Annotated in this window: 5 protein-coding genes and 1 pseudogene; 5 read left to right on the plus strand and 1 reads right to left on the minus strand. The window is 69.8% G+C overall.

From position 1 onward, the window contains the following. Positions 1-123: 123 nt before the first annotated feature. Complete coding sequence (locus tag ACWEMY_RS28780) at positions 124-1,233, minus strand: hypothetical protein (RefSeq protein ID WP_452392542.1); 1,110 nt, start codon at positions 1,231-1,233, stop codon at positions 124-126. A gap of 257 nt (positions 1,234-1,490) precedes the next feature. Between ACWEMY_RS28780 and trmB the strand changes: the two genes are divergently transcribed. The 5 genes and pseudogenes from trmB (at position 1,491) to ACWEMY_RS28805 (ending at position 8,678) form a co-directional block, all read left to right on the plus strand. Further along, on the plus strand, positions 1,491-2,234 hold the full coding sequence (trmB, locus tag ACWEMY_RS28785; protein ID WP_452392545.1) for a tRNA (guanosine(46)-N7)-methyltransferase TrmB: 744 nt from the start codon (positions 1,491-1,493) through the stop codon (positions 2,232-2,234). Further along, positions 2,231-2,947: an NYN domain-containing protein gene (locus ACWEMY_RS28790; RefSeq protein WP_452392543.1), complete on the plus strand. Its 717-nt coding sequence runs from the start codon at positions 2,231-2,233 to the stop codon at positions 2,945-2,947. Before trmB ends, ACWEMY_RS28790 begins: the two co-directional genes overlap by 4 nt. After that, a pseudogene (locus ACWEMY_RS28795) lies at positions 2,948-5,125 on the plus strand (MMPL family transporter); the annotation flags it as partial. 674 nt (positions 5,126-5,799) lie between these two features. Further along, positions 5,800-7,305 (plus strand): pentapeptide repeat-containing protein, encoded by a 1,506-nt coding sequence (locus ACWEMY_RS28800; RefSeq protein WP_452392546.1) that lies wholly within the window; start codon positions 5,800-5,802, stop codon positions 7,303-7,305. A 722-nt stretch (positions 7,306-8,027) separates the two neighbouring features. Continuing rightward, complete coding sequence (locus ACWEMY_RS28805) at positions 8,028-8,678, plus strand: Uma2 family endonuclease (RefSeq protein ID WP_452392544.1); 651 nt, start codon at positions 8,028-8,030, stop codon at positions 8,676-8,678. Positions 8,679-9,176: the final 498 nt, after the last annotated feature.

The following is a 9,176-nucleotide window of genomic DNA, read 5'->3' on the forward strand; positions in this document are numbered from 1 at the left end:
GCCGCGGCCGAGGCGGGGGTCGCGGCCGCGGGCGGCTGGGGCTCGGCTCTGGCCGGGGCGGGGGTCGTCGTCGCGGCCGAGGCAGCGGCGGGCTGGTCCTCGGCGGGGGTGGCCGCGCGCTGGTCAGAGTCCGGCACTGCTCATCCGTTCCCAGGCGCGGATGTAGCCGTTGTGCACGCGCAGGGCCGCGCGGCGGGCAGCGGGGGGCATGTCGCTGGAGACGACGGCGCGCCAGCGGGTGGCGCGGGCCAGGGCCTCGTCGGCGTCGGCGGGGGCCGGGGACGGGTAGCCCGCGGCGAGGTGGGCCACGGCCGGGCAGGCCAGGCCCGCGCACAACCCCGCCCACAGTGCCTCGTCACCGGCCAGATAGTGCTCGATCATGTCGCGGCCGCGCGCACCGTCGAGCGGGACGGCGGCGGCCGCGAGCCGGGTCAGCTCGTCGAGCAGTTCACCGCCGCGCACCGCCTCGACCTGCTCGTAGCGCCGGTGCACCAGCCGGTGCAGCGGGTCGATGCCGCTGGCGGAGTGCAGGATCTGGATCAGCGCGGTGGCGGGCAACTCGGGGTCGGCGCGCAAGGCGGTGAGCGCGCAGTCGACGCCGTAGAGATCCCAGTTCTCGATCAGGCGGCGGCGCGTGTCCTGGTCGGGGCCCGAACCGATGAACAGCTCGGCGGCCAGCACCGACGGGATCTCCGGGCTCTCGGCGAGCTTGCGCAGATCGCTCAGGTCGGTCGCGTCGACCGCACCGGACCTGGTCCGCGCGGCCAGCGAGGCGACCACCGGGATGATCGGCAGCTTCAGTTCCTGCGCGTAGCGCTCGGCCGCCGCGACCGCCTCGCCCCAGCGCGCGCCCACCGCGTCGGCCTTGTTGAGCACCACCACGCTGCGCCCGGCGGGCAGGGTCGCCAGCAGCCGGTGGTCGGCGGCCTGCGGCGCACCGGCGAGCACGTAGATCACCAGGTCGCCGTCGAGTATCGGATCGGGCAGCTCCGGCTGGTCGACCGGCGCGGTCTCCTGGGCCGAGAGCAGCGCCAGCGCGCGCAGCACGGTGGTGCGCCCGCTCAGCGCCCGCCCGGCCACCTGGATCTCGAGCGGCCTGCGCCTGCGGGTGACCGCGGCGGCGAGCCGGTCGGCGATGGCCGGGTCACCGCCACGGCCGGATCGGAGCGCCGAGATCAGCTGGTCGAGCTGGTCGGGCGACCGTGTCTGCACGGAATCGGTGGCTGTCGGCATTTCTGCACCCCCTTGTCGAGAGGGCATTCTGTCAGATCGGCGCAATGCCGGTCGGGGGAGAACCGCGAGCCGACCTGGGCCGACAACCCGCCCTCGACCCGCCGATCTGCGGCGTCGTCTTCCACCGGCAGTACTCGCCTGCGGCGCACCCGCGCGCATGCTGGACAATGGACGACGTGAACGACGCTGCCAACCACCCTGTCGAGTCGGTTCCGGAGCCGCCGTCCACCGCTTCGAAGCACCTCGAACTGTCCGAGATGCCGAACGAAGCGGGCCGCCGCTCCACCACCGGCTCCCGGCTGTACCCGCGCGTCACGAGTTTCCGCTCCCGCCGCGGCGCCCTGACGCCGAACCAGCAGACCTCCTGGGAACGCACCTGGCCGGTGATCGGCCGCGATGTCGCCAACGAGGCGCTCGACGCCGACGCCTGGTTCGGCCGCAGCGCGCCGCTGGTCATCGAGATCGGCTGCGGCACCGGCACCGCGACCGCGGCGATGGCCAAGGCCGAACCGCACCTGAACCTGATCGGCATCGAGGTCTACCAGCCGGGCCTGGCCCAGCTCGTCCAGCAGATCGAGCGCGAGGAGATCGGTAACATCCGGCTGCTGCGCGGCGACGCCGTCGATGTGCTGGAGAACATGGTTGCCCCGGAGTCGCTGACGGGCGTGCGGGTCTTCTTCCCCGACCCGTGGCCCAAGGCGCGCCACCACAAGCGGCGGCTGCTGCAGGCGCCGACCTTCGCGCTCATCGCCAGCAGACTGAAGCCCGGCGGCGTGCTGCACGTGGCCACCGACCACGCCGACTACGCCGAGCACATCCTCGCAGTAGGCTCGCAGGAACCGCTGTTCACCGGCCTGAACGACACCACCGGTGGCGACAGCGCCGCCAGCCGCGTCACCGCGCCGATCGGTTTCGAACGGCCCGTCACCAAGTTCGAGGGCAAAGGCCTGCGTGCCGGTAGCGCCATCAACGAGTTCATATGGGGGAAGATCGACAGATGAGCGTGAGTGAGATCGCCACCGAGATGCCGGATATCGCCCAGGGAACCGGCAGCGCGGCGTTGAGCAGTTCCGGCTCCGATGTCCGACGCGTCCTGCTCGTCTGGGACGCGCCGAACCTCGACATGGGACTCGGCGCCATCCTCGGTGGACGTCCCACCGCTGCCTATCGCCCCCGTTTCGACGCCCTCGGCCGCTGGCTGCTGGCCCGCACCGCCGAACTCTCGGCGGGCACCAAGAGCCGGGTCGAGCCCGAGGCCACCGTCTTCACCAATATCGCGCCCGGCACCGCCGACGTGGTCCGCCCGTGGGTGGAGGCGTTGCGCAATGTGGGTTTCGCGGTCTTCGCCAAGCCGAAGATCGACGAGGACTCCGACGTCGACGCCGACATGCTCGCCCACATCGCGGCGCGCGAGCGCGACGGCCTGGCCGGCATCATGGTCGCCTCCGCCGACGGACAAGCCTTCCGCGAGCCGCTGGAAGCCATCGCGGCCAAGGGAATCCCAGCTCAGGTGCTCGGATTCCGTGAGCACGCGAGTTGGGCCGTCACTTCCGATACTCTCGAGTTCGTCGATCTCGAGGACATCCCGGGCGTATTCCGGGAACCGCTACCGCGGGTGAGCCTCGATTCGCTGCCCGACGAGGGCGCTTGGCTGCAGCCGTTCCGGCCGCTGTCGGCGCTACTCACTTCTCGCCCTGGTCAAGGAGTCGCTTAAGTGTTCACCCGCTGGGGCGATCTGGTCTATCGGTTCCGCTTCGCCGTCATCGCGGTGGTCGGTGCGGCTCTGCTGGCGCTGGGCGCCTACGGCACTGGTCTCGGTGACCGGCTGACCCAGAGCGGCTGGTTCGACCCCGGCTCGGAGTCGGTGCAGGGCGCGGAACTCGCCGACGCCTCGTTCGGGCGCGACCACATGGCGGACGTGATCGTCATGTACAACGCCCCCGAGGGCACGACGATCGACGACCCGGCCTTCAGCGGCAAGATCATCGACAATCTGAACGCCGCCGTCACCGAACACCCCGACCAGATCAGCAAGATCAACGGCACCTACTGGCAGGTGGGCAACGCGCCCTCGGTGCCGTCGACGTTCGGTTCCAAGGACAAGAAGCACGCCTTCGCCTCGATCGCCATCGTCGGCGACAACGACACCACGATCATGGCCAACTACCGGGCCGTGGCGGATGTCTTCTACGTCCCCGGCGTCGACGTGGAGGTCTCGGGCCTGCAGCCGCTCGGCGTGACCCTCAACGACACCATCGCGCACGACACCAAACGCATGGAGGTGCTGGCCCTTCCCGCGGTCGCCATCCTGCTGTTCTTCATCTTCGGTGGCATCGTGGCTGCCGCGCTGCCGCTGATCATCGGTGGTCTGACGATCATCGGCGCCACCGGCCTGGTCATGGTGCTGACCAACTTCACCGACGTGAACTCCTTCGTCACCGGTGTCGTCTCGATGATCGGCCTGGGCCTGGCCATCGACTACGGCCTGTTCATAGTCAGCCGATTCCGCGAGGAGCTGGCCGAGGGTTACGACACCAGAGCCGCTGTCCGGCGCTCGGTGGTGACGGCCGGACGCACGGTCGTGTTCTCCGCGACGATGATCATCGCCAGCCTCGGCGGCGTGCTGCTGTTCCCGCAGGGCTTCCTGCGTTCGGTCGCCTACGGCACCATCGCGACGGTCTCGCTCGCCGCCCTGACCGCGGTGACCATCCTGCCCGCCATGCTGGCCGTGCTCGGCCCGCGCGTCGACATGCTGGGCCTCAAGCGGTTCCGCAAGACCCAGACCGCCGAGCAGATCGAGAACGGTTTCTGGGGGCGCCTCACCCGCTGGGTGATGAAGCACCCGCTCAAGATCGCCATCCCGGTGACGGTCGGCCTGTTGCTGCTGATCATCCCGGTCAAGAATCTGGCCTTCGGTGGCATCAACGAGAAGTACCTGCCGCCGGACAACTCCACCCGCCTCGCGCTCGAGCACTTCTACGAGGTCTTCCCGCAGAAGAAGACCGACCCGATCCAGCTGGTCTTCGTGGTCGACAACGGCGACAAGGCCGACACCGACGCCATCGGCCAGGTCTGGAAGCAGGCGAACCAGGCCCCCGGCCTCGTCGAACCCTTCGCGGTACCGTCGAACCCGCCGGACGACCGCACGATCTACCGCACCTCGGCGACGCTGATCGATCCCACCGGCAATGCCGAGCCGACGATCGACTATCTGCGTTCGATCGAGATTCCCGACAACGTCACGATGTACGTCACCGGGCAGCCCACGCTCATGGCCGACAGTATCGACACGCTGCTCGAACTGATGCCGTGGATGATCCTGATCGTGCTGCTCAGCACGTTCATCCTGATGTTCCTGACCTTCGGCTCACTGGTGCTGCCGATCAAGGCCGCCCTGATGAGCGCGCTCGGCCTCGGCTCGACGCTGGGCATCCTGACCTGGATCTTCATCGACGGCAACGGCGCCGGGATACTCAACTTCACCCCGCAGCCGATCAGCGCGCCGGTGCTGATGCTGATCATCGCGATCATCTACGGCCTGTCGACCGACTACGAGGTCTTCCTGCTCTCCCGCATGGTAGAGGCCCGCGCGCAAGGCGCGTCGACGACCGAGGCCGTGCGCATCGGTACGGCGCAGACGGGCCGCATCATCACCGCCGCCGCCCTGATCCTGCTCGTGGTGACCGGCGCGTTCGCGTTCTCCGACATGGTGATGATGCAGTACATCGCCTACGGCATGATCGCGGCGCTGGTCATCGACGCGACGGTCCTGCGCATGCTGCTGGTGCCCGCGATCATGAAACTGCTCGGCGACGACTGCTGGTGGGCGCCGAAGTGGATGAAGCGCATCCAGGAGAAGATCGGGATGGGCGAACCCATCCTCGACGACGAGCGACCCCAGAAGGGCGCCGTGGTCGACCTGGTGAAGACCACCCCGATCACCGACCCGCCGACCATGCAGATGACGGCGGTCCCCGACAGCAAGCTGGCCAAGACCCCGCGCCGCCCGCGCACGGTCGCCGAGATCGAAGCCGAGGCGCCCACCCAGCACCTCGACAAGATCACCGAAGGTGATTCGGAGCCCCCGCGCCCGCGCATGGCCAAGTCGCCCGACCCCACCCGCCCGCGCGCCTCGATGCTCGCCGACGAACCGACCCGCACGCTGCCGGTCGTCCAGCCGGGCTCGACGCCCCCCGACTCCGGCGAGCCCACCCAGATCCTCCCGATCGTGAAGCCGGACGCTCCGGAAAGCGATCGGGGACAGCACGACTCGCCGTCGACCGGTTCTCCGGACACCGGCCTGAACCTGCCCGATTCCGGCGATTCGTCGCCGACCGACTCCGGTTCCGCTGGAGCACAACAGGTTACGCCGGGTGACACCGGTCTCGACCTGCCCGGCAGTACGGTTCGCCCCGGATCGCCGAGCGACAGCCGGATCAGCCTCCCCGGCCGCCCGGTTCCGCGCTCCACCGGAAACACCGGTGGCGGAACGAATTCCAACGGCCACAACGGCTCGACCGCCGACTTCGGCGACGCGCGTCCCGGCAACACGAACGGGTACAGCGGATTCGGCGAGACGGACCGCCCGGGCAGTGGTCCGGTCGGTGGACCGGGCGTCATCGGCGCCGGGCATGCCGCTCCGGGGACCGACGGTGTGATCGGGTCCGGTCATCGACCGGACGACATCCCCGGCGTGATCGGGGCCCCCCGGAATCCGTCCGCCGGTGCGGACGAACCGGGTGGTGGCATCGCGCCACGCGATCCCGGCTCACCTGCGCCCAGCTCGCCCGCACCCGGCTCGCAGACACCCAGCTCGCCCGCGCCCGGCTCACTCGCGCCCGGCTCACTCGTGCCCGGCTCGCAGACGCCCGGCTCGCCTGCGTCCAGCTCGCAGGCGCCCGGTGCGCCGCGTGGTTCGGAGCAGGTGCAGCCGCCCAGCGGATACGTCCCGCCGCGGGGCGAGAACCCGGCCGTCCCGCAGGTGTCGACGCCCGGCACCGCCGGATTCACCGACGAACCCACGCCGCGACCCAACATCGTCACCCCGACCCGGCCCAGCACCTCGAGCTCGCCGCCGCCCGGAATCGTCACGCCGCCCGGCATCGTCAACCCGCCGCGCCCGAGCATGATCACCCCCCAGCCGCGCCCGACCGAACCCCCGGCCGGCGGCACCTTCAGCGGCTTCACCCCCCTGCCCACCCCCGAGCCGGAGCCCCGCGCGACGGACGACGAGGAACCCACCCAGGAACCCCCCTTCGTCCCCCCGGCCACCGACCTCTCGGTCACCCCGGGCGCCCACCGCGCCGAGGCACCCTCCGCCCCGGAAACACCGGCGTCTCCTCCCAGCCGAAACCTGTTCTCCGAGGCACCCTCCGCCCCGGAAACACCGGCACCGCGCCCCAGCCGGAGCCCGTTCTCCGAAACATCTACGGACCCGGAAACACCCGCGACTCGCCTCAGCCGGAGCCCGTTCTCCGCAGCACCCACAGGCCCGGAGACCCCGGCAACCCCCCTCGACCAGCACCTCCACTCCGAGGCGCCGACCGACCCGGAAACACCATCGCCCCGCCTCAGCCAGAGTCCGTTCTCCGCGGCACCCACAGACCCGGAGACTCCAGGTCCTCTCGGCCGACGCCCGCTCTCCTCAGTGCCGACCGACCCGGAAACACCGGCGCGGCCCCCTGTCTCGCGTGGCGGCCAGGAAACCCCGCCCGCCCGAGGCATTTTCGGCACCCCGGTCCCGGTGGAACCGCAGGAGCCGTCTACCCCGTGGACCGGCGACTCCGAAGCCCCGGCAGCAGACCGCGGCCCGGTGTTCTCGCCGGTCACCCCCGGCGAGCCGACCGACCCGCAGGCCCCCAACCGCCCGAACTTCGCCGACACCCCTGGCACTACGCCGCCTGCCACCGACAACCAGGCGCCGACGGTCCTCCCCGGCGCGCGGCCTGCACCGGCGAACCCGACCGAGCAGCCGTTCTCCGCCTTCGCGCCGAACGTCCCCTCGGCGACTCCGGACCGACCGCACTTCTCACCGACCACCCACGGCGAGCAGCCCGTGTCCGACTTCGATGAATCGGCTTCGCTGTCGGACAGCGCGGAGGCCGAGCCGAACGCGTCGTCCGAGACCGGTCGCAGCAACCCGGTGTCGTTCTCCGACAACACTTTCGCGGCTGACCCGATGTTCTCGCCGGTGAATCCCACCCACTCGCCGAACACCGCCACCGATCCGAACGCTGCGGACGAGACCGGTGAGCCGACCTCGCGCACCACCGAGCCCACGACACAGACCGCCGACACCTGGCACGGTGCCGCCGAGCCCGCCCGTGGCCGCCGCAGCGACACCCCGCCGCAGGGCCCGGTGGGCTGGGCACTGCCTCGGGAGCACGCGGGCACGCCGGTCGATCAGGATCAGGCGAGCGGCTGGCAGGCTCCCGACGGCTTCACCGCGGTTCCGGCGGAACCCGCAGCGAACGGCACTCCGGACGAATCCGATGCCCCCGCACCGGAATCCGAGCCCGTCCAGGACGACAACCGCAACGAGATCGAGAACTGGATGGCCCAGCTGCGGTCGTCCCGCCGCGGCACCGCCGCCGACGACGAAGGTCGCCACGCGGGCAACGAGGGCCGCACCGTCAGCGTGAACGAACTCCTCCGCCGCCGCGAGGACGACTCCGAGTAGCCCCCGGACGCACGCCGCCTGAGGACTGCCAGGCCGGGCTTCGACTGACGATGAGGCAGTTCCTTGGCATGGCCGAGGGGCCCGGCCTTGGACCTCGGGCGGGTAGCATAGGAGCATGTCCAGGCAGAACGCGGAGGATCATGAGCTCCCTGAGTACATGACCTGGGAAGAGCTCGAACTGCTGCCTGAGCACCTCGCCGATCAGATCGAGCTCTGGGATGGGCGTGTCGTGTGGCTGCGGCGTGGCCCGCGCGAGCACCAGAAGTTCACCCGCAGACTCACCAACGAGATCGAGCGGTGCGCTCGCGACGAGACCTCGGCCCGCCCCGAGCAGTGCTGGGAAGTCGAATCCGAGACTAACGTCTTTCTCGGCACATCCGGAAAGTCCGATTTCCTCACGCCGGATTTTCTCGTGCACCGATGTCTGCCGCCGTTCGCCGACGTACGAGCCGGCGATACGGTCCTGGTCGGCGAAGTCCTCTCCCCGTCGAACACCCAGACCGACATGGAAGCGAAGAAGGCACGCTACGCGGGCGCGGGCATTCCCTGGTACTGGGAGGTCGGCCTCCACCGCGAGACGAGCTCGATCGCCCAGATCCGCGCCTACGCGCTCGAGACCGGTCATGCCGAACTGCCGCAGGGTGTCACGCCGTTACGTCCGGCGAACTACCTGATCGTCGGCGAATGGACACCGACCGACGACACCCCCGTAACCTTCGCCTACCCCTTCCCGATCGACATAACCTGGTCGGCACTCGCGTTCTGAGTGACAAGCGCGTGTCCCTCTCTCGCAGTACGGAACCGGCGCCGTGAAATGTCCGGCAACTCCCAGCCGCGAGGCCATGACTTGTCTACCTCAAGAATCGAGATGCTAACCACGCCAACCTGTTTGCTGATCTGTTACCAAGGGGGTACTGTCGCGCACATAGATCGGCCCCCGGGAGTGCGTCAACACTCTCCGAGGGCCTGGGTACGAAACAGCTACAACCTGTTCGCACCGTAGGGATCACCCTACCCTGCAACACCTCGGCGTCTCCATTGCCGAGCCGTCATCCACGAGCCGCACGGCTCCCGCACCAGACGTTCACTCTCGGACCAGGCACTTCCCGCGGAGTGACCGCTCACGCGGTCGAGATGACCCGCTGTCTCGCCACCCCGGCCCCGGCCGTTCGATGGTCGTCACCGACGAGCCCGACCAGGGGGATCCACCAACACCCCACTACCCAGCCGTCTGCGAGTACCACCGTCGTACGCCTCGCACGTA

Source organism: Nocardia sp. NPDC004415 (assembly GCF_053602435.1).